Annotated in this window: 16 protein-coding genes; 7 read left to right on the top strand and 9 right to left on the bottom strand. The window is 72.6% G+C overall.

All coding sequences use genetic code 11. From position 1 onward, the window contains the following. Positions 1–21 precede the first annotated feature (21 nt). Positions 22–4,488, bottom strand: coding sequence for an ATP-dependent helicase (locus QEZ54_RS00260; protein WP_281302383.1), 4,467 nt, complete (start codon positions 4,486–4,488; stop codon positions 22–24). Positions 4,489–4,695: 207 nt separating this feature from the next. Between QEZ54_RS00260 and QEZ54_RS00255 the strand changes: the two genes are divergently transcribed. After that, positions 4,696–5,031, top strand: coding sequence for a hypothetical protein (locus QEZ54_RS00255; protein ID WP_281302382.1), 336 nt, complete (start codon positions 4,696–4,698; stop codon positions 5,029–5,031). Positions 5,032–5,322: 291 nt separating this feature from the next. Here QEZ54_RS00255 and leuE read toward each other — a convergent pair whose 3' ends face one another. Next, positions 5,323–5,973, bottom strand: coding sequence for a leucine efflux protein LeuE (leuE, locus tag QEZ54_RS00250; protein WP_281302381.1), 651 nt, complete (start codon positions 5,971–5,973; stop codon positions 5,323–5,325). Between the two features lie 9 nt (positions 5,974–5,982). Beyond that, complete coding sequence (locus QEZ54_RS00245; RefSeq protein WP_281302380.1) at positions 5,983–7,230, bottom strand: bifunctional pyridoxamine 5'-phosphate oxidase family protein/GNAT family N-acetyltransferase; 1,248 nt, start codon at positions 7,228–7,230, stop codon at positions 5,983–5,985. A gap of 49 nt (positions 7,231–7,279) precedes the next feature. Between QEZ54_RS00245 and QEZ54_RS00240 the strand changes: the two genes are divergently transcribed. Further along, the gene (locus QEZ54_RS00240) at positions 7,280–8,614 is read left to right on the top strand and encodes an aminotransferase class I/II-fold pyridoxal phosphate-dependent enzyme (RefSeq protein WP_281302379.1); all 1,335 of its coding nucleotides are present in this window, start codon (positions 7,280–7,282) and stop codon (positions 8,612–8,614) included. On the opposite strand, the gene QEZ54_RS00235 is transcribed toward QEZ54_RS00240, so the two are convergent. Together QEZ54_RS00235 and QEZ54_RS00230 are read right to left on the bottom strand one after the other, a co-directional pair. Beyond that, the gene (locus QEZ54_RS00235; protein ID WP_281302378.1) at positions 8,615–9,049 is read right to left on the bottom strand and encodes a zf-TFIIB domain-containing protein; all 435 of its coding nucleotides are present in this window, start codon (positions 9,047–9,049) and stop codon (positions 8,615–8,617) included. A 91-nt stretch (positions 9,050–9,140) separates the two neighbouring features. Continuing rightward, the gene (locus tag QEZ54_RS00230) at positions 9,141–10,028 is read right to left on the bottom strand and encodes a phytanoyl-CoA dioxygenase family protein (protein WP_281302377.1); all 888 of its coding nucleotides are present in this window, start codon (positions 10,026–10,028) and stop codon (positions 9,141–9,143) included. A gap of 360 nt (positions 10,029–10,388) precedes the next feature. On the opposite strand from QEZ54_RS00230, the gene QEZ54_RS00225 reads away from it, so the two are divergent. From QEZ54_RS00225 to rny, 5 genes are all read left to right on the top strand, one after another. Next, positions 10,389–11,780: an MFS transporter gene (locus QEZ54_RS00225; protein ID WP_281302376.1), complete on the top strand. Its 1,392-nt coding sequence runs from the start codon at positions 10,389–10,391 to the stop codon at positions 11,778–11,780. 202 nt (positions 11,781–11,982) lie between these two features. Continuing rightward, positions 11,983–12,183 (top strand): DUF3046 domain-containing protein, encoded by a 201-nt coding sequence (locus tag QEZ54_RS00220; protein WP_281302375.1) that lies wholly within the window; start codon positions 11,983–11,985, stop codon positions 12,181–12,183. 193 nt (positions 12,184–12,376) lie between these two features. Further along, positions 12,377–13,429: a recombinase RecA gene (recA, locus tag QEZ54_RS00215; RefSeq protein WP_281302374.1), complete on the top strand. Its 1,053-nt coding sequence runs from the start codon at positions 12,377–12,379 to the stop codon at positions 13,427–13,429. Between the two features lie 26 nt (positions 13,430–13,455). After that, positions 13,456–14,121: a regulatory protein RecX gene (locus QEZ54_RS00210; protein ID WP_281302373.1), complete on the top strand. Its 666-nt coding sequence runs from the start codon at positions 13,456–13,458 to the stop codon at positions 14,119–14,121. Positions 14,122–15,112: 991 nt separating this feature from the next. Then, positions 15,113–16,969 carry a ribonuclease Y gene (gene rny / locus QEZ54_RS00205; RefSeq protein WP_281302372.1) on the top strand — a complete coding sequence of 619 codons (1,857 nt, stop codon included), beginning with the start codon at positions 15,113–15,115 and terminating at the stop codon, positions 16,967–16,969. Positions 16,970–17,018: 49 nt separating this feature from the next. On the opposite strand, the gene QEZ54_RS00200 is transcribed toward rny, so the two are convergent. From QEZ54_RS00200 to QEZ54_RS00185, 4 genes are all read right to left on the bottom strand, one after another. Next, positions 17,019–17,924: an amino acid ABC transporter permease gene (locus QEZ54_RS00200; RefSeq protein ID WP_281302371.1), complete on the bottom strand. Its 906-nt coding sequence runs from the start codon at positions 17,922–17,924 to the stop codon at positions 17,019–17,021. Between the two features lie 28 nt (positions 17,925–17,952). Next, a complete protein-coding gene (locus QEZ54_RS00195; RefSeq protein ID WP_281302370.1) occupies positions 17,953–18,627 on the bottom strand; it encodes an amino acid ABC transporter permease in 675 nt (224 codons plus the stop codon). Between the two features lie 76 nt (positions 18,628–18,703). Then, positions 18,704–19,558: a glutamate ABC transporter substrate-binding protein gene (locus QEZ54_RS00190; RefSeq protein WP_281302369.1), complete on the bottom strand. Its 855-nt coding sequence runs from the start codon at positions 19,556–19,558 to the stop codon at positions 18,704–18,706. Positions 19,559–19,668: 110 nt separating this feature from the next. Beyond that, positions 19,669–20,412: an amino acid ABC transporter ATP-binding protein gene (locus QEZ54_RS00185; RefSeq protein ID WP_281302368.1), complete on the bottom strand. Its 744-nt coding sequence runs from the start codon at positions 20,410–20,412 to the stop codon at positions 19,669–19,671. Between the last annotated feature and the right edge of the window lie 185 nt (positions 20,413–20,597).

Raw genomic sequence — 20,597 nt, 5'->3', positions numbered from 1 at the left:
CTGAGTCGTCGGTTGCCGGAGTCAGCCGCGCATGCGGAGGCCGCGGGGCGTCATCCGGAATCCGGCCGCCTCCAGGGCCGCCCCGAGCGGGCTGTCGGTGATCGACTCGCCGTCGGCGCGCTCCACCGTGAGCGGGCCCAGCGCACCCGCCCCGACCGCCTCGGCCAGGGCGGTGGCGGCCAGGCCGCGGGCGGTGTCGTCGCCGCCGAAGGTGAGCAGGGTGCGGCCGCCGCGTTCGACGTACAGGACGAGCTCGCCGGAGACGAGGACGACCAGCGCCCCGGCCTTGCGGCCGGGCCGGTGGCCCTCGCCCGCGGCGGGCCAGGGCAGCGCGGCGCCGTAGGGGTTGGCCGGGTCGGTCGAGGCCAGCACCAGGGCCCGCGAGCTCTCCTCCTCCGTGTACGACCGCAGCCGGTCCACCGCCCCCGGCAGCGCGAACTGCGCCGCCCCCAGCCCCTCCACGAAGTACCCGCGCCGGGCCGCGCCGCGCTCCTCCAGCGCCGCCAGCACCGGGTACACCGCCGCGAAGCCGCCCGGACGCCCCTCGGCGGCGACCGCGCCCCGGGTCACCACCCCGTGCCGCTCCAGCAGCACGTCGGCCAGCGCGGCCGCGCAGGCGGTGGCGTCGGTCTCGCGCGCGGGCAGCGCGTGCCAGCGTCCGGCGGCGGTGGGCGACGTCGCGCGGGTCGAGGCCGGCGACCGGCCGCCGGTGAGGCTCGGCCGCCGGTAGCGGGCCCGTGCGGGCGCCGGTTTCGCCCGGTGCGCGCCGTGGCCGCCGCCGACCAGGGCCCGCACCGGGGCCAGGGTGTCGTTGCCGACCAGCCCCGCCCAGACCAGGTCCCACAGGGCCGGGAGCAGCTCGTCCGGGTCGGCGCCGTCGACCCGGTCGGCCAGCTGCCGGAAGAACAGGGCGCCCTCGCCGAGCGCGGCCAGCACCGACTCGTGCAGCTCGGTGCGGGCGATGTCCAGCGGTGGCGGGAGCAGCAGCGGCGCCGCGTCGGCGAAGGCCAGCGTGACCCAGCCGTCGCCACCGCCGATGGCACCCGCGCCCGCCCAGACCACCTCGCCGGTCGCGCACAGCTCGTCGAGGTAGGCCGGGGTGTAGTCGCTGACCCGCTGCGGCAGCACCAGGCGCTCCAGCGCCGAGGCGGGGACGGGCACACCCTGGATCTGGTCGATCGCGGCGGCGACGGCGTCGATGCCGGTGGACCGGCGACCGATCTGCTGCCATACCGGCAGGAACCGTCCCAGGACCGCGGGCGGGACCGGCTCGATCTCCTTGCGTAGCGCGGCCAGGCTGCGGCGCCGCAGCGTACGCAGCACCTCCGCGTCGCACCACTCCACGAACCCGCCGTCGGAGGCGGCGGTGAACTCCCCGGACACGACGCGGCCGGAGGCGGACAGGCGGCGCAGCGTGTGCTCGACCACCGCCACGCCCAGCCCGAACCGGCGCGCGCAGTCGTCGGCGCGGAACGGCCCGCTGGTGCGGGCGAACCGTCCGATCAGGTCCGGCAGCGGATCGGCGACCTGCGCGGTGTACGCCGCGGGCAGCCCCGGCGGCAGCGCCACCCCGAGCGCGTCACGGTAGCGCCCGGCGTCCTCGGCGACGATCCAGCGCTCCTGCCCGGCCACCCGGACCGCCAGCACCCGCACCGCGCGGGCCAGCCCGGTCAGCCAGTCCGGATCCACGCCGCGCTCGACCAGCTCGTCCAGGCTCAGGTCGCCCAGGCGGCGCAGCATCTCGACGGTGTCCTCGGCGTCGCGCACGCGCCGGTCGGCCCAGCGCAGGTGCGCGGCGGTCGCCTCGATGACGGCCGGGTCCAGCAGCTCGCGCAGCTCGACGCGGCCCAGCAGCTCGCTGAGCAGCGTCGGGTCCAGGGCCAGCGCGGCGGCGCGGCGCTCGGCCAGTGGCGCGTCCTCGCCGTACAGGAAGGCGCCGACGTAGCCGAACAGCAGCGAGCGGGCGAACGGTGACGGCTGCGGGGTGGCCACCTCGACCATGCGGATCTTCCGCCCGGCGATCTCGCGCATCAGCCCCGTCAGCGAGGGCAGGTCGAACACGTCGCGCAGGCACTCGCGCGCCGCCTCCAGCGTCACCGGGAAGTCCGGATACTCCCGAGCCACGTCCAGCAGCTGCGCGGCCCGCTGCCGCTGCTGCCACAGCGGCTGCCGGCGGCCCGGATCGCGGCGCGGCAGCAGCAGCGACCGGGCGGCGCACTCGCGGAACCGCGACGCGAACAGCGCCGACGTGCCGACCGCGTCGGCGACCATCGGCTCGATCTCGTCCGGGTCGAAGGCGAAGGCGTCCGCGCCGGGCGGCTCCTCGGCCGTCTCCGGCAGCCGGATCACGATGCCGTCGTCGGCCGCGTGCACCTGCGCGTCCACGCCGTACCGCTCGCGCAGGCGCTGGCCGATCGCCAGGGCCCACGGGGCGTTGACCGGGGCGCCGAGGACGCAGTGCAGCACGATCCGCCAGTCGCCGAGCTCGTCGCGGAACCGCTCGACCAGCACCGTCCGGTCGTCCGGCAGGTGCCGCGTCGCCTGCCGCTGCTCGTCCAGGTACGCCGCGAGGTTGCGCCGCGCGGCCGGGTCGAGGACGTCTGACTCGGACTGCTTGCGCAGGTACGCCCCGAGCGCGCGGCCCAGCGCCACCGGGCGCCCGGCCTGGTCGCCCTTCCAGAACGGCAGCCGGGCGGGCTGGCCCGGGGCGGGGGAGACCAGCACCCGGTCGGGCGTGATGTCCTCGATCCGCCACGAACTCGTGCCCAGCGCGAAGACGTCGCCGACGCGCGACTCGTACACCATCTCCTCGTCCAGCTCGCCGACCCGGCTGGCCTTCTCCGAGCCGGCCAGGAACACGCCGAACAGGCCCCGGTCGGGGATGGTGCCGCCGGAGGTGACGGCCAGGCGCTGGTTGCCGGGGCGGCCGGTGAGCCGGTCGGCGGCCCGGTCCCAGACGATGCGCGGGCGCAGCTCGGCGAAGGCCGTCGACGGGTAGCGCCCGGCGAGCATGTCCAGCACCGCGTGCAGCGCCGATTCGGGGAGCGCCGCGAACGGCGCGGCCCGGCGCACCAGCATGGCCAGGTCGGCCACGGTCCAGTCGTCCAGCGCCGTCATCGCCACCACGTGCTGGGCCAGCACGTCCAGCGGGCTGTGCGGGAAGTCCAGCGGCTCCAGCCGCCCGGCCGCCATCCGCAGCGACACCACGGCGCAGGACAGCAGGTCGCCGCGGTGCACCGGGAACACCACGCCGCGCGACACCGCGCCGACCTGGTGCCCGGCCCGGCCCACCCGCTGCAGCCCGGCCGCCACGCTCGGCGGGGCGCCGACCTGCACCACCAGGTCGACGGCGCCCATGTCGATGCCCAGCTCCAGACTGGACGTGGCGACCACCGCGGGCAGCCGGCCCGACTTCAGCTCGTCCTCGATCTGCTTGCGCTCCTCCTTGGACACCGATCCGTGGTGGGCGCGGGCGAGCAGCGGCGCGGCACCGTACCCGGTGCCGGACTGGGCCATGATCTGCGCGGGCGGGGCGGCCGGCTGGACCACCGACTCGGCCGCCAGCTCGTTGAGCCGCGCGCAGAGGCGCTCCGCGCCGCGGCGCGAGTTGGTGAAGACGATGGTGGAGCGGTGCGCCCGGATCAGCTCGAACACCCGCTCCTCGACGGCGGGCCAGATCGAGGACCGGCGCGGGCCCTCGTCGTCGGGCTCGCCCTCGTCCAGCGCGGTCATGTCCTCGACCGGCACCTCGACGGTGACCTCGATCGTCTTCTCGGTGCGCGGCTGCACCACGTGCACCGGCGCGGCCCCGCCCAGGAACCGGGCCGCCGACTCGACCGGCTCCACGGTCGCCGACAGCCCGATGCGCTGCGCGGGCCGGGGCAGCAGCGCGTCCAGCCGCTCCAGCGACAGGGCCAGATGCGCGCCCCGCTTCGTCCCGGTGACCGCGTGCACCTCGTCGATGATCACTGTCTCGATGCCGCGCAGCGACTCCCGGGCGGCGGAGGTGAGCAGCAGGAACAGCGACTCCGGCGTGGTGATCAGGATGTCCGGCGGGCGCCGGGCGAAGGCGCGGCGCTCCTCGGCGGGCGTGTCGCCGGTACGCATGCCGACCGTGATCTCCGGCTCGGCCAGCCCCAGCCGGTCGGCGGCGTGCCTGATGCCGGTCAGCGGCGTGCGCAGGTTGCGCTCCACGTCCACGGCCAGGGCCTTCAGCGGGCTGATGTACAGCACCCGGCAGCGCTTGGCCGGATCCTCGGGCACCGTCTCGTGCGCCAGCCGGTCGAGCGCCCAGAGGAACGCGGCCAGGGTCTTGCCGGAGCCGGTCGGAGCCACCACCAGGGTGTGATCTCCGGCACTGATCGAGCGCCAGGCGCCCGCCTGGGCAGCGGTCGGCGCCGCGAAGGCCGCGTCGAACCAGGCCCGCGTCGCGGGGCCGAAGTTCGGATCGAGTGCGGCGCCCACCGGGCCGCCGGGCTGCTGCTTCATCACCGACCATCCTGCCCGCCAGGTACGACAACCGCCGACATCGGCCGAACGGACGATGGAAGATTCAGGTGTACGGCTAGGTTCTAACGGGTAGCTCCTGTCGAGTGGGACAGAGGGCTTGCCGGGGTTGCCCGGAGTAGTCCGAATCACGTACCGTCTTGCTCACGGTAAGTAGCGCAACGAATACGTCGCGAGAGGTAGGACGCAATGGTTGAGCGACGGAGCTTCCGCCACGAATCGGACGTGCTGCTGCGGCAGCTCGACGGTCACCTGGCCCGGCTGCAGGCCGGAGAGCCCCAGTCCAGCCACGAGATCGCCCTCTTCGAGCGCATCGCGGCGCACCTGCGCCAGCTGATCCGCGAGACGGTACGCGCCAGCGCGGTGGACCGCGCCCGGGTGCGGGCGGCAGTGCACTACGTGGTGATGCGCGGGCGCGACGCCCGGCACGCCCGACCGGCCCATGTGGACGTGTGGGTCGTCAACGACATCATCCGCGACCTGGGCCGCCTGGACCTGCTGATCCCGGAACCGGCACTGAGCTGAACCCGGCCCGCCGAGCGACGCCGCCCTGGCCGGGCGGGCTCGTGCGGGGCTCGTGCGGGGCGGGGCGGGGTCGTGCAGTTTCGGGGAAACTGCACGAAAGGGGCCCAAGATTCCAGCACTTTCCCCGAAACTGCACGACCGACCCCCGCGTTTGACTTCGACGGTGGCCTATCTAGAAGACGGAATTTCGAGATTCGTCCTCTAGATAGGCCACTGTTTATGTAAGGGTGCCGCCGCGTGCGGCGCCGCGTGAGGCGGGTCGACGGGGGCTGGGCGGGTCGGCGGCGGTGGTCAGTTGAGGGAGGCGGTGGCCAGTTTCAGGCCGAAGCCGAGGAACAGGGCGCCGATGGTGGTGCTGCCGGCGGCGGCCAGCCGCCGACGGCGGCGGAACGCCTGGGCCAGCCGGTTCCCGCTGAAGATCAGCACGCTCAGGTACGCCGCGCTGAACAGCTGCGCGATGGTCGCCAGCAGCAGGAACGTGACGGCGGGGTAGGCGTACCCGGGGTCGACGAACTGGATGAAGAACGAGACGAAGAACAGGATCGCCTTCGGGTTCATCAGACTGATCGTGAACGCCTTGCGGAACGGGTTCGTCGTGTCCGGCTCGGTGTCGGCGACGGTCTCGGCGGGTACGCCGCGCGAGCGCCACCGGCTCACCGCCGAGGCCACCATCCGCACCCCGAGATACCCCAGGTACGCCGCACCGGCGTACTTGATCACCAGGAAGACCGGCGGGTACGTGCGCAGCAGCGACGCCACGCCCGCCGCCGAGGCGAACATGAGCACGCTGTCCCCGGCGAACACGCCGAAGGCGGCCCGGTAGCCCTGCCGTACGCCGCGGGAGGCGGCGGTGGAGAGCACATACAGCGAGTTGGGTCCGGGCAGGAGCACGATGGCGACGGTGCCGAGGACGTAGGTCCAGATGTCAGTGACGCCGAGCATGTCTAATCCTTACCGTGCCGCGACCCCGTGCAGAAGTCGGCTGGTCAGCTGCTTTTGTGCGGCCGGCCACTCATCGGCGAGCATGCTGTACAGCGCCGAGTCGCGGGCCGAGCCGTCCTTGCGGTTGCGGTTGCCGCGCAGGACGCCCTCGGGCACCGCGCCGAGCCGCTCGATCGCCGCCCGGGAGCGCAGGTTGCGTACGTCGGTCTGCCAGGTGACCCGCCGCGTCCCGAGCACCTCGAAGGCGTGTGTGAGCAGCAGCAGCTTGGCCTCGGTGTTGACCGCCGTACGCCAGCGCGGCCGGGCCACGATGGTGCCGCCGATCTCCAGCGCCCGCACCCGCTCCTCCGGGTAGAGGGAGGTGGTGCCGAGGATCTCGCCGGTGACCGCGTCGCGCTGCACGTACGGCACGCGGCGGCCGGCCGCGTACTCGGCCAGGATGGCGCGGACGACGGTCTCCATCTGCTCGCGGGTCTGCGGGCAGTGGCTGGGCAGGTGCTCCCAGACCTGCTCGTCGCCGCCGAGCGCGGCGAACAGCCCGTCGGTGTGGGCCAGGTCGAGCGGCTCCAGGTGCACGTGGGTGCCGCGCAGCGGGGTGGGGGTGAGCCAGGGCGAGGCGGCGGGCCGCAGGTGGTCGGGGACCGGCACGCGCACGCCGGGAGCCGGGTCGGGCAGGCCGGCGGCCAGGCGCAGCGGCACCACCCCGGCCCAGTACGGCAGGTCGAGGTCCTCGTCGTCGTCCCCGGCGGTGCCGGTGCGGCTGCGCACCGAGACCTCGGCCAGGGGCAGCGCCAGCACGGCGGTCTGGGCCAGCTCGCGGTCGTTGGGGCCGCGGGTCTGCGCGGCGCGTCCGGCGGCGACCTTCTCGGTCAGCGCGGTGAGCACCCGCAGCTTCTCCTGCGGGTCGGTGACCAGGGTGGCGGTGCCGTGGGCGATCACCGAGCGGTAGTTGGCGCTGTGGTGGAACTGCGAGCGGGCCAGCACCAGGCCGTCGAGGTGGGTGACGGTGACGGCCACCGGCAGGCCGCCGCCCCGCGCCTCCAGGCCCATCCGGCCGCCGGTCGAGCCGTGCAGGTAGAGCGTGTCGTCGAGGCGGACGTGCAAAGTGGGCAGCACCTGCGGCAGCCCGTCCCGGACGAACGCCAGCGAGCAGTGCCAGCCCTCGTCGAGGATGGCGTGCGCGGCCTCCCGGTCGTACGACATGCGCTCGCGCATCCGCAGGGCGGTGGTGCGCTCGGTCTGCGGGTACTCGGTCACGGCCCGGCTCCTTGCGGTTCGAGGTTCGTACTAGTACATTCTCTGTTTTGTGACAGCACAATATCTGATCACTGGGAACTCGGCAATCGCGATCAGCGACTCGGTCGAGGCGGGGGTGCGCCACGGGGCGCTCGCCCCCGGTGCGGCGCTGCCCAGCGTGCGGGCCCTGGCCGCAGAGCTGGCGGTGAGCCCGGCCACCGTCGCGGCGGCGTACCAGCGGCTGCGCGACCGGGGCATCGTGGTCACCGCGGGCCGCCACGGCACGCGGGTGCGGGCGGTCACCCCGATCGCGGCCACCCGCGCGGCGCGGGCCTCGATGCCGGTGCCGTCCGGCCTGCGCGACCTGGCTGCGGGCGATCCCGACCCGAGGCTGCTGCCCAACCTCGGCCCGATCCTGCGGGAGGTCGCCGACGAGCTGGCCGCCCGCGACGGCGCCGTCGGCTACGCCGAGGGCGAGCCGCTGCCCGAGCTGCTGGCACTGGCCCGGCAGCGGCTGCCGGAACTGCCCGGCGACGCGTCGTACACCCTGGTCTCGGGCGCGCTCGACGGCCTGGACCGGCTGCTCGCGGCCAGGCTGCGGCCCGGCGACCGGGTGGCGGTCGAGGATCCGGGCTGGGCCGCGCTGCTCGACCTCGTCGCGGCCCAGGGCCTGGTGCCGGTGTCGATGCCGGTGGACGACCAGGGACCGACGGTCGCCGGGGTGCGCGCCGCGCTGGCCGCCGGGGCGCGGGCCGCGGTCGTCACCGCGCGGGCGCAGAACCCCACCGGCGGCGCGGTGAGCGCGGACCGGGCCGCTGAGCTGCGGCCGCTGCTGCGCGACGTGTTCGTGATCGAGGACGACCACGCCGGGGAGCTGGCCGATGTGCCGCTGCACCCGGTCGGCGGCGGCGCGACCTGGGCGTTCCTGCGCAGCGCGGCCAAGCCGTACGGGCCGGACCTGCGCTGCGCGGTGCTGGCCGGGGACGCCGAGACGGTGTCGCGGGTCGAGGGCCGGCTGCGGCTGGGCGCGGGCTGGGTCTCGACCGTGCTGCAGCGCACCCTGCTGCGGCTGTGGCGCGATCCGGGGATCGGCGCCGGGATCGAGGCTGCCGGCCGGGCGTACGACCAGCGCCGGTCCGCCCTGGTCACCGCCCTGGCCCGGCACGGTGTCGCGGCGAGCGGGCGCACCGGGATCAACGTGTGGGTGCCGGTGCCCGACGAGACCCGCGCGGTCGCGTCGCTGCGCGACGCCGGATACGCGGTCACCCCCGGCCACGTCTACCGCACCGCCACCGGCCCCGGCATCCGGCTGACCGCGGCGACCCTCGGGCTGGACGAGGTGGAGCCGCTGGCCGCCGCGGTCGCGGCCGCGCTGGCCGGCGGCCCCGCCCCGATCACGCGCTGATCAGTCGAACAGCTCCTCCAGGAAGCTCTCCTTCTTGTGCTTCTTGTGGTGGCCGTGCTGCCCGTGGCCGTACTTCGGGTACTCGTCGGAGTCGTAGTCGCGCCATCCGTGCTGCCCGTGCTGCGGCTGCCCGTACCCGTGCTGCTGCGGCTGCCCGTACCCGTGCTGCTGCGGCTGCCCGTAGCCGTGCTGCTGCGGGTAGCCCGGCTGGGCGTGGCCCGGGGCGGGCGGCGGGTACTGGCCGGGCTGGCCGTGCTGCGGCTGGGCGTGCTGCTGGGCGCGCGCGCCGTGCCAGGCGTTCTCCGCGTCGACCAGGCGCTCCAGCTCACCGCGGTCGAGGAAGATGCCCCGGCACTCGGTGCACTGGTCGATGGTCACGCTGTTGCGCTCGTACTGCCGCATCGGGGCATGGCATTTGGGGCAGGTCATGTCCATGCGCCCGAGCCTAGCCAGGCTCGCCAAACCGGCCCCGTACGGCGAGAGGCCGCCCCCGCAACCGGGGACGGCCTCTCGCGCGGGCGCTCCGTCAGCGACGCAGCCAGGGGAAGGAGGAGTCGAGCTGACCCTGCTCCTTCAGCTCGGTGTAGAGCGGAACCTCGTCGGGGAAGTAGCCCCACGCGTGGTCGCCGCCGTCCACCGGGTCGTCGATGCGGCCCTCGAGCGCGCCGACCAGCTGGCGCTGCACCGGGCTGAGCCGGGCCACGTCCTGCGGGGCGGGCTTCTGGTCGCGGGTGGCGATCCAGCGGAACGTGTACCCGAAGAAGACCGCCTTGCGGGTGATCTCCGAGAAGTTGTTCGAGCGCGCGTGCCAGATGCGGCGGTCGAAGAAGACCGCGTCGCCGGGGTGCACGCACACCTCGATGGCGCCGGCGGGGTCGGGCCACTCGATGTCGCGGCTCGGCGGGCCGTCGATGCGGTTCATCTTGTGGCTGCCCGGCACGACCTTGAAGTTGCCGCGGCCCGGCTCGGACACGTCCGACAGCCAGAACGCCAGCTTCACCGACAGGCGCGGGCGCGGGTCGGTCTCCAGCTCGCCGTTCTGGCGGCCGCCGTCCTGGTGCCACTCGAACCGGTACGGCTTGGGCTGGCGGATCGGCGGGTGCACGTCCAGGTGCGAGTGGTAGACGTGCACGTTCCAGCCGATCATCGACCAGACCAGCGGGAACACCGCCGGGTGGTCGACCAGGCCGTTGAGCTCGGGGCAGCTGGCGACCGCGCTCAGCTTGTGCAGCGACGCGTCCGCACCCAGCTTGCCGACCGCCTCGTGCTCGGCGTACACCCGGTCGACGGCGGCGGCGTAGTGCGCGACCTCGTCGGGCGTGAGCACGTTGCGGATGATCAGATAGCCGTCGCGCTCGAACTGCTCACGCTGTTCGGCAGTCATCGCGCGCGGCGTGACGGGGGTGATGGTCACGGGTTGTCCTTCCCCGATCGGCTGGGTGGCGCGCGGCGTCGCCCAGTGGCTCTTGCGGGGCAGCGACGCTGCCCTTTGCGCACTGGACGTGCTGGTCGGGAGCGACGTTGCCTCAGGGATCAAGATCTGACCGGACGTCCGAGGCAATCCGGTCGGTTCAGTTGTGCGCGCCGCCGGGGTCACGGCCCGCACCACGTGCGTGTGCCGTGGAGGGACCCCAGGTGGCATGCGTTTTCCTGCTGCGGCCAAGACGATACCCGAATCGTCTTCGACTAGCCCGGGGCCGGTGCCGACCGGCACCATGAGGCAAGGTAGAGAAAGCGGCACCACCCCTTACCCCCGACCCCTCCGGGAGCCTTCGTGAGCGCCACCCTGGCCGACTACGCCCCCGTCCAGGCCCGCACCGTCCGGGTGCTGATGGGCGCGGAGATCATCAGCGGGCTCGGCACCGCGATGGGCATCTCCATCGGCGCGCTGCTCGCCCAGGACATCACCGGCACCGCGGCGCTGTCCGGCCTGGCCCAGAGCGCGTCCGTGGTGGGCGGCGCGCTGTGGGCGATCCCGGCCACGAGCCTGATGAGCCGGTACGGCCGCCGCCCCGGCATCGCCGCGTGCTACCTCGTCGGCACCCTCGGCGCGGCCGGCGTGCTCGGCTCCGTGCTGCTGCACTCGGCACCGCTGCTGTTCGTCGGGTTCTTCCTGTTCGGGGCGGGCAGCGCGGCCAAGCTCCAGTCCCGCTACGCCGCCGCCGACCTGGCCGAACCGCACCGGCGCGGGCGGCAGCTGTCGCTGGTGGTCTGGTCCACCACGCTCGGCTCACTGGCCGGGCCCAACCTCGCCGCGCCGCTCGGCCGCCTGCTGGAGCCGTACGGCATACCGCTGCTGGCAGGGCCGTTCGCCTTCTGCGCCCTGTCCTTCGTACTCGCCGCCACCCTGCTCACCCTCCTCCTGCGCCCCGACCCCCTCCTCCTGTCCACCCGCCTCGCGTCCACGACGCCCGCGCCCGGCCGCCTCGCGCCCGGCGGCGAGGGTGCAGTTTCGGGGAAAGTGCAGGAATCGGGGACGGAATTCGAGCAGGTTCCCCGGAATAGCAGCCTGGAGCCGGTGGCGTCCGGCGGCTCGGCGGGCGGGCGGCCGCGGTTCGCGGACGTGATGCGGGCGGTGCTCGCCTCGCCCGCCGCGCGGCTCGGCATGGCCTCCATGGCGCTCGGGCACCTGGTCATGGTCGGCGTGATGTCCATGACACCGGTGCACATCGGCGCGACCCACTCCGGCCCCGACACGCTGCGCCTGGTCGGCCTCGTGCTCAGCGCCCACATCGCCGGCATGTACGCGCTGGCGCCGGTCGTCGGCTGGCTCACCGACCGGCTCGGCCGGCTGCGGGTGATCCTCGGCGGCGTCGCGCTGCTGATCGCGGCCGGCATCACGGCGGCCTCGGCGGGGGACCGCACCGACCTGATCACCGTGGCGCTGGTGCTGCTCGGGCTCGGCTGGTCCGGGACGATGGTCGGCGGGTCGACCCTGTTCGCCGAATCGGTGCCGGTCGCGGTGAAAGCCCGCGCGCAGGGCGTGTCCGACCTGGTCATGGGCTTGGCGGCGGCGGGGTCCGGGGCGGTGTCGGGGGTGATCGTCGAGCTGTCCGGATACCGCGTGCTGGCCCTGCTGGCGGTGCTGGCGACGCTCCCGCTGATCGCCCTGGCCCTGCGCCCCTCAACCCTCGCCGCCCTCACCCCCACCCCTGCCACCCCCTGACCCGCGCCCCCCGCACCGCGCCGCCGCGCCCCGCCGCGCGGGGCGCGCGGAGCGGGGCGGGGCGGGGCGGGCAGTTTCGGGGAAAGTGCAGGAATCTTGGGCGGGATTCGTGCACTTTCCCCGAAACTGCAGGAACCGCGGTGCGGGGTGATCATGCAGGTGGGGACGGGCGGAGATCGGCCGGTAGTGGCAGACTGGCCGGATGCGACGGACGGACTTCTGGGAACGCCTGCGTGAGGTGTTCGGCCCGGTTTACGCGACCAGCGTGGCCAAGGACCAGGTGCTTGCCAGGCTCGGCGGGCGCACCATCGACACCGCGCTGGCCGAGGGTGAGGAAGTGCACGTGGTCTGGCGCGCCGTCTGCGAGCAGTACTCCGATCGGGTGCCTGCCCGACTTCGCTGACGCGGGTGTGGGCACGACTACGGCGTGGCAGGATGGCGCTCGTACAAGTGTTCGGCTAATCTCCAGTCCCGTGCGCTTGTCCACAGGCGCGGCGTGCCCGTATCGCTTTGTCGGACCCAGCGCCTAGCGTGACCGCGTGACGAAAAAGGCTGCGAAGTCGACTGACAGTGCACTGACAGAGGTGGCGACGAAGATGGCGACGACGAATCCCGACAAGACAAAGGCGCTGGATCTGGCGCTGGCACAGATCGACAAGCAGTTCGGCAAGGGCTCCGTGATGCGCCTGGGCGAGCGTCCCCAGGTGCAGATGATGATCATCCCGACCGGCTCCATCGCGCTCGACGTGGCGCTGGGCATCGGCGGCCTCCCGCGCGGCCGCATCGTCGAGATCTACGGCCCGGAGTCCAGCGGTAAGACCTCGCTGGCCCTGCACGCGATCGCCAACGTGCAGCGCTCCGGCGGCATCGCCGCGATCATCGACGCCGAGCACGCCCTCGACCCGGAGTACGCCAAGGCCCTCGGTGTCGACACCGACGCCCTGCTGGTCTCCCAGCCCGACACCGGTGAGCAGGCGCTGGAGATCGCCGACATGCTGGTGCGCTCGGGCGCGCTGGACCTGATCGTGATCGACTCGGTGGCCGCCCTGGTGCCGCGCGCCGAGATCGAGGGTGAGATGGGCGACAGCCACGTCGGTCTGCAGGCCCGCCTCATGAGCCAGGCGCTGCGCAAGATGACCAGCGGTCTGAGCAACTCCAACACCACCGCGATCTTCATCAACCAGCTGCGCGAGAAGATCGGCGTCATGTTCGGCAGCCCGGAGACCACCACCGGTGGTAAGGCGCTGAAGTTCTACGCCTCGGTGCGCCTGGACATCCGCCGCATCGAGAGCCTGAAGGACGGCACCGAGGTCGTGGGTAACCGCACCCGCGTCAAGGTCGTCAAGAACAAGGTCGCCTCGCCGTTCAAGCAGGCCGAGTTCGACATCATGTACGGCAAGGGCATCTCGCGCGAGGGCTCGCTGATCGACGTCGGCGTGGAGCAGAACATCATCCGCAAGGCGGGTGCCTGGTACACGTACGAGGGTGACCAGCTCGGCCAGGGCAAGGAGAAGGCCCGCGAGTTCCTCAAGGAGAACCCGGACGTCGCCGCCGAGATCGAGAAGAAGATCCTCGAGAAGCTCGGCGTCGGTGTGTCCAGCGCCTCGGACGCCGCGGGCGGCCCGGCGCTGCCGCCGGTGGACTTCTGAGCCGCCTGACCGGCTGAGACGCCACGATGGCAGGACGTCGGCGCGCGCGTACCGGAAGGGGCTGGGACGCCAAGCCACCCGCCCCGCCCCGGGCGCCGCGCACCGGGGAGCCTGCGGAGCGGGAGCGGGAGCCGTCGGACGACCCGACGGCGGCGACCCGACCGCAACCGGCTCCCCGTGATCCGTACGAGCTGGCGCGGGAGATCTGCCTGCGCCAGCTCGCCGTACGCCCGCGTACCCGGTCGGAGCTGGCCGCGGCGCTGCGTACCCGTGGGGTGGAGGACGAGGTCGCGGCGGCGGTGCTCGACCGCTACGACGAAGTCGGGATGATCGACGACGCGGCGTTCGCCCGAGCCTGGGTGAACAGTCGGCACCATGGGCGCGGTCTGGCCGCTCGGGCGCTGGGGCAGGAGCTGCGGCGCCGCGGCGTGGATCAGGAGACCGTCACCGAGGCCCTGTCGGAGCTCGACGACGAGACCCAGGAGCGCACCGCGTACGAGCTGGCCGAGCGCAAGCTGCGGACGGTGCGCGGCGAGCCCGACGCGGTGTTCCGGCGGGTGGTGGGCATGCTTGCGCGCAAGGGGTACCCGGGCGGGGTGGCGGTTCGCGCGGTCAAGGAGGCACTCGCGGCCCGCAGCGCCGCCGACGCCGAACTCGCCGAACTGATCGACCCCGACACCTTCGACGACTGATCACACCCTGACATCTCGGGGGGCTGATCGCACCCGGCCGTTCTCGTCACCTGCAGGGACGAGGGCGGCCTTCTTCGTGCAGTTTCAGGGAAGGTGCACGAATTCGGCTCGCGATTCCTGCAGTTTCCCCGAAACTGCACGCTGCTCCGGAGGGTGGGGAGTGGGCAAGCGGGCCGCGTGGGTGGCGAAGTTCACGATGATCGGCGTTTTGGGGCAGGGGGTCTGGTTCAGGGCCACTTTCCGACCCGTAAGGTTGATCATGGCGAAGAAGCGGGTGGCCGTCGGCGGTCCGCACCGGTCGGCGGGCCGCGCCGGCTGGCGGCCGCGGTGGCCGGCGGGCCGCGCCGGCTGGCGGCCGCGGTGGTCGGCGGGCCGCGCCGGCTGGCGGCCGCGGTGGCCGGCGGTCCGGGGCTGGGTGGGATGACAACGTTTTCTGGGGAGTGGGGCGTTCCTGGGGTGCGGGGTTCGGGCGGGGCGGGCCAGGTGGCGGGGTGGAAGCGCGGACACGCGCGACACGCCGGGATTCAGAACCGTTACGGACAGGTCGCATCGCTTGGCATCCGGACACAATGGGCGATGCGTGCGAGTTGGTGTCCGATCATGAGTTCTTGACCGGACCGCCTCCGGCAACCTAGCCTCGCATGAAGAGGTATCACCGACCAGCTCGTGTTAAACCACACAACATAGAACGCGTAACAGTACGACAACAGTTTTGCCTGGTGAACACACTCGGCCGCCGACACCCCAGCGCGGCCGACCACACGAAGTCGCAGCTCCGACGCGCCTTGGCGCCGGTTGGGCAGCGCGACGGGACGAGGCTACCCGCTGACCGAAGCGGAATGTAGTCTCGTCACAACGCGCTGTGTGCAGCGATGACCGTGCGGTGCCGTCACCCCCCACCCTGGTCGGGTGCCTCCGCACCGGCACCACCGTGCCGGCCGGGACCGAGCGTCAGGAGGCGGGCCATGACCGAGCACGACGGGAACGCGCCATGAGCGTTGTGGAGACAGCGCTGCTCGCGGCGATCGTCGTGCTCACGCTGCTCGTCGCCCTGGTGCTGGTGCTGGGCTCGCGGCTGATGCGCCGGCTGGCCGCGCCCACCGCGCCGACCGGGCTGCCGCTGAGTGTGGTCGTGGACGACCCGGAGGCGGTCGCCGAGCGCGAGCGGCAGCGCCAGACCCTGGTCGAGCTGCAGAACTCCGTCTCCGACGCGCAGGCCGCGCTGGAGAGCGAGCGCCGTTCGGTGGCGTCTGCCCGCGCGGAGGCCACCGCCGTACGCGCCGAGAACGCCGCGGCCAAGGCCGAGGTGGCCACGTCCCGGGCCGAGGCGCAGCGGGTGCTGGACGCGGCGCACGCCGAGGCCGACACCGTGCTCCAGCGCGCGCACCGCCAGGCCGAGGAGGACGCCGAGCAGGTGCGCAGCACCGCCCGCCGGACCGGCGAGCGGGAGATCGCGATGCTGACCTCGACCGCGAAGGAGCAGGCCGCCGAGGCCGAGCGCCGGTTGCAGCGGCTGGACGAGCGCGAGCGGCTGCACGCCGCGGAGGCGGAGCGACTGGCCGAGCGGGAGCGGCAGAACGTCGAGGAGGCGGAGCGGCTGGCCGAGCGGGACCGCCGGATCGCCGCCGCCGAGACCGAGCTGGCCAAGTGGGACCTGGCCCTGCAGGCCAAGGAGCAGGAGCTGGCCCAGGCGCAGGAGGTGCGCCGCCGGGAGCTGGAGCGGGTCGCCGGGCTGACCGCCGACGCGGCCAAGTCCGAGCTGGTGGAGACGATCGAGAACCAGGCCAAGCGCGAGGCCGCGCTGCTGGTGCGCGACATCGAGGCCGACGCCCGCGCCACCGGTGAGCAGCGGGCCCGGCACATCGTGGTCGACGCGATCCAGCGGGTGGCCAGCGAGCAGACCGCCGAGAGCGTGGTCAGCGTGCTGCACCTGCCCAGCGACGAGATGAAGGGCCGCATCATCGGCCGCGAGGGCCGCAACATCCGCGCCTTCGAGACCGTCACCGGCGTGAACCTGATCATCGACGACACCCCGGAGGCGGTGCTGCTGTCCTGCTTCGACCCGGTGCGCCGGGAGGTGGGGCGGCTCACGCTGGAGAAGCTGGTGCTCGACGGGCGCATCCACCCGCACCGCATCGAAGAGGTCTACGACGTGGCCCGGTTCGAGGTGGAGCGGATGTGCCAGCGCGCGGCGGAGGACGCGCTGGTCGAGGTCGGGATCACCGACATCCATCCGGAGCTGGTCACGCTGCTGGGGCGGCTGCGCTACCGGACGTCGTACGGGCAGAACGTGCTGAAGCATCTGGTGGAGACGGCGCACATCGCCGGGATCATGGCCGCCGAGCTGAAGCTGGACCCGGAGCTGATCAAGCGGTCGGCGTTCCTGCACGACATCGGCAAGGCGCTCACCCACGAGGTGGAGGGTTCGCACGCGCTCATCGGCGCGGACGTGGCCCGCCGGTTCGGGGAGAGCGAGGAGGTCGTGCATGCGATCGAGGCGCACCACAACGAGGTGCCGCCGCAGACGATCGAGGCGGTGCTGACCCAGGCTTCGGACGCCTGCTCGGGCGGCCGTCCCGGCGCGCGCCGGGAGTCGCTGGAGGCGTACGTGAAGCGGCTGGAGCGGATCGAGGAGATCGCCGGGGCCAAGTCGGGCGTCGACAAGGTGTTCGCGATGCAGGCCGGTCGGGAGATCCGGGTGATGGTGCGCCCGGAGGAGGTCGACGAGATCGGTGCCGCGGTGCTGGCCCGGGACGTGGCCAAGCAGATCGAGGAGGAGCTGACCTACCCGGGTCAGATCCGGATCACGGTCGTGCGCGAGTCGCGGACCACCGAGATCGCCCGCTGACGGAGTCGAAAGGCGCCGCCCCGAACTGCGGGGCGGCGCCTTTCGCAGGTCAGGCGCCGCCACCGCCGCCGACGCCCGAGGCGGCCGCGTTCGCCGCGCCGAGGCGGGCGGCCGGGGTGGCCACGCCGCGGCGGTTGGCGCGCCGCTCCAGCAGGTGTGCGATCAGGGTCAGCGTCGCGTTGATCACGATGTAGATCGCGGCGAGGACCAGGAACACCGGGACCACGTTGTTGTAGTTGGCGTAGATCTTGCTGCCTTCGAGCATCAGCTCCGAGTACGCCACGATGTAGCCCAGCGCGGTGTCCTTGAGCACCACCACCAGCTGGCTCACGATCACCGGCAGCATGCTGCGGGCGGCCTGCGGGATCAGGATCAGCCGCATGACCTGGCTCTTGACCAGCCCCAGGCTGTACGCCGCCTCGGCCTGCCCGCCCGGCACTGCGCGGATGCCCGCGCGGAACGCCTCGGCCAGCACCGAGCCGTTGTAGAGCGTCAGCCCGATGACGACCGCCCAGAAGGCGGGCACGGCGGTGCCGAAGACGTAGTAGCCGCCGTACACCAGGAAGAAGATCATCAGCAGCAGCGGCACGGCCCGGAAGAACTCGACCACCATGCCCGACGGCACCCGGATCCAGGCGTGCTCGGACAGCCGCGCCACGCTGAAGAGCAGGCCGAACGCCAGCGCCAGCACCATCGCGGTGGCGGCGGCGGTCAGCGTGCCGACCAGACCGGGCACGATGTAGTCGGTCCACACGTTGACCGGGGCGCCGCCGGGGTTGGGCATCTCCTGGAAGAAGGGCTGCCACTTCTTCCAGTCCCACTGGCCCTTGGCGTCGAAGGCCCGGTAGACCCAGTAGGCGCCGGCGAGCAGCAGGGCGACGACGACGACGCTGAGCGCCCGGTTGCGCAGGCGCGCGCGGGGGCCGGGGTGGTCGTAGAGGACGCTCGCGCTCATCGCATCTCCAGAGTGTCGGGGCGGCGGGTCATCGGCGCACCACCAGGCGGTTGGCCAGGGCGCTGAAGCCGTACCCGACGGGGACGAGCAGGACCACGAAGGCGAGTGCGAAGACCGCGAAGATCTCCACGGCGGCGTCGCCGTTGTCGTTGATCAGCTGCTTCATCTGCGACGACGCTTCCATGACGCCGATCACCCCGGCGATGGTCGCGTTCTTGGTCAGCGCGATGAGGATGCTGCCCAGCGGCGCCACCACCGAGCGCATCGCCTGCGGCAGGATGATCAGGCGCAGGTTCTGCGAGAAGGTGAGTCCGAGCGCGCGGGCCGCCTCGGCCTGCCCGATCGGCACGGTGTTGATGCCCGAGCGGATCGCCTCGCACACGAACGCCGCCGTGTACGCCGAGAGCCCCACCACCGCCAGCCAGTAGTTGTTGACGGCGATGTCGTCGGAGAACTTCACGCCCATGGCGCTGTACAGCCCGAAGAAGCAGAACGTGATGATCAGCGTCAGCGGGGTGTTGCGGAACAGGTGCACCCAGCCCGCGCCGACCGCGCGCAGCACCGGCACCGGGGACACCCGGCAGGCGGCCAGCAGCAGCCCGAGCGCCAGTGACAGCAGTGCCGACGCGGCGGTCAGCTTCAGGATCATCGCGAAGCCGTCCAGGAAGGCCTGCCGGTTCACCGGATCGGAGAAGACGTCCATCGTGTTTCCTCTGGGTGGCCCGTGGTCGCGGGTCCGGTGGGGCGGGCAGCCGGACCTCCCGCCCCACCGGCTGCGGTCACGCGGGGCAGTTGGTGAGCTTGGTCGTGTCCAGCGTCGGGGCCGGCGTGCCGCTCTTGCCGAGCGTGGCGTTCCACGCCGCCGCGTACGAGCCGTCGGCCACGGCGGCCTTCAGGATCTCGTTGATCTTGTTGCAGCCCGCCTTGTCCTCCAGCTTCACGCCGATGCCGTACGGCTCGGACGAGAACGGCTTGCCGACCAGCTTCAGCTTGCCTGCGAAGTCGGGCTGCGCGGCGTAGCCGGCGAGGATGATGTCGTCGGTGGTCACCGCGTCGACGGTCCCGTCGTTCAGCGCCGTCACGCACTTGGAGTAGTTGTCGAACAGCTGCAGCTGCGCCTTCGGGTACTTCTCCGCGATGCGCTTGGCCGGGGTCGAGCCGGTCACCGAGCAGACCTTCTTGCCGTCGATCTGCTCCGGTCCGGTGATCGTCGAGTCGGCCTTCACGAGCAGGTCCTGCCCGGCGGTGTAGTACGGCCCGGCGAAGTTGACCTTCTTCTTGCGGTCGTCGTTGATGGTGTACGTCGCGACGACCACGTCGACCGTGCCCTGCTGCAGGAACGGCTCACGGTTGGCGGAGACCGTGGTCACGTACTTGTTCTTGGCCGGGTCGCCGCCGAGGCCCTTCGCGATGATCTTCGCGATCTCGATGTCGAAGCCCTCGTAGTTGCTGCCCGTCTGCAGGCCGAGGCCCGGCTGGTCGGCCTTGACGCCGAACTTGAGGTCACCCGCGGCGGCCTTGGCCGTCAGCGGCGTGCCACCGGCCGGTGTCGCGGGCTCGTCGCTGCCGCAGGCAGCCGTGCCGAGTGCGAGCAGCGCGACCGCGGCGACCGCCGCCATACGCGTGAAACGCATTGATTCGTCCCTCCTCGTTCAACGCCCTCGTCACGGTGAGCGACGCCGGGGCGTTTCCTGCCGCCGCCGGTCCGGCGACGGAGTCTCATCCAGGTCGTCGATCGGCGCCCTCAGTGTTGGAGGACCTTCGACAGGAACTCGCGGGCCCGGTCACTGCGCGGGTTGGCGAAGAACTCCGCGGGCGCGGCCTGCTCGACCAACTGGCCGTCGGCCATGAACGCGACCCGGTGGGCGGCGTGGCGGGCGAAGCCCATCTCGTGCGTGACCACGATCATGGTCATGCCGTCGCGGGCCAAGGAGGTCATCACGTCGAGGACCTCGCCGACCATCTCCGGGTCCAGCGCGCTGGTGGGCTCGTCGAACAGCATCGCCTTAGGCTGCATGGCCAGGGCGCGGGCGATCGCGGCACGCTGCTGCTGGCCGCCGGACAGCTGCACCGGCAGCTTGCCCGCCTGGTCGGCGATGCCGACCCGGTCGAGCAGCTGCAGCGCGCGGTCGCGGGCGGCGGTGCGCGACTCGCTGCGCACCTTCACCGGGCCGAGCATCACGTTGTCGAGCACGCTCATGTGCGCGAACAGGTTGAACGACTGGAAGACCATGCCGACCTCGCTGCGCAGGCGCGCCAGCGCGCGGCCCTCGGCCGGCAGGTCGCGGCCGTCGAAGCGGATGGTGCCGGAGTTGATGGTCTCCAGCCGGTTGATGGTGCGGCACAGGGTGGACTTGCCCGAACCCGACGGGCCGACCACCACGACGACCTCGCCCCGCTCGACCGTGAGGTTCACGTCGCGCAGCACGTGCAGCTCTCCGAACCACTTGTTCACGGAGTCCAGCACGATCAGCGGTTCGTCGGACATGCCACCGTCCTTTCGGTGTCGGTACATCGTCTGACTAGTGAGACTAGAGGGACGGAAGTGAAAGTGGCGCCCCCGGCGGGTCACATCCGGGTAACTTCCCTCGGTTCGGCCGATCCACGCCCGACCGGATACCCTTTTCGGTTGAGATGACTACCCTGCCTGACACCCAGACCGCCGCAGACGGC

Origin of the sequence: Catellatospora sp. KI3 (assembly GCF_029948125.1) — a bacterium.
GTDB lineage: Bacteria > Actinomycetota > Actinomycetes > Mycobacteriales > Micromonosporaceae > Catellatospora.
This window is presented reverse-complemented; position numbering and strand designations above follow the sequence as displayed.